2 protein-coding genes are annotated in these 824 nt (G+C 41.4%); one reads left to right on the top strand and one right to left on the bottom strand.

Going from position 1 to position 824, the window contains the following annotated elements; translation table 11 throughout:
- Window positions 1-182 (bottom strand): response regulator transcription factor (locus tag A3750_RS24525; RefSeq protein WP_156498919.1); only part of this gene is annotated, 182 nt, incomplete at its 3' end.
- 69 nt (window positions 183-251) lie between these two features.
- Here A3750_RS24525 and A3750_RS24520 point away from each other — a divergent pair.
- Window positions 252-578, top strand: coding sequence for a Rieske 2Fe-2S domain-containing protein (locus A3750_RS24520; protein WP_068451500.1), 327 nt, complete (start codon window positions 252-254; stop codon window positions 576-578).
- The last annotated feature ends 246 nt before the right edge of the window (window positions 579-824 follow it).

Here is an 824-nt window from a genome sequence, read left to right as displayed (position 1 = left end):
TGCCCTGGCATATTCAAATCAAGGAAAATCGCTTCAAAATTCATGCTATCGCATTTTTCTATCGCCTGCTCGGCCGTATTCGCTTCTGAAATCATTACATCTTCAAAATTTTCTTCTATCAAGCTTTTCAACATCATACGAGATATCGCGCTATCATCGACTAACAAAAAATTTCTTATCATGTTTACGGCTTCAAGTAATCTTTAGAGCGCATTAGTATAGTCGGTTTTCTGCAAAGCCAAGGTGCTTTTATGTCTCATTACCATCACGTATGCTCCCTGGAAGATCTCAAAAAAGCTCAAACTTTAGGTTATGAGATTGAGGATCATGAGGGCTTCTTGGTGATGAATAACACAAACGTGTTAGCGTATCGAAATAGCTGTCCTCACATTGGTATGAATCTGGAATTTTCTGAGAACACATTTCTAGAGCCCGATGGTAGATACATTCAATGTGCCATGCATGGAGCGCTTTTTGAGATCGACACAGGGCTTTGTATTCATGGGCCATGCCTAAATCAATACCTAGAGCCTGTGCAGGTCAAGGTAGAGGATGATCAGGTTTTGGTGAGCATATGATGAGATACACCTGCAAATGGGTAATCAGTCGCGCTACTTGCACAAAGTGATAGCACAATTAAAAATATTCTGATAGCGTTCGCAGGCTAACTTTGGCTGCTTAGTGGCGAGCCAAATCATGCGCTTAGGGACCCGGCTTGTCCTGTTTGGCGCAGTATTTGAAAGAAATAAAGAGATCACAACATGCCGGCAACAGAAAACAAAACTGACGTATTTTCTACATTCGTACCTTATGAAGCTTCTGCT

Source organism: Oleiphilus sp. HI0079 (assembly GCF_001635105.1).
Note: the sequence above shows the minus strand (reverse complement) of the source record. Positions and strands in the feature narration are given on the sequence as shown.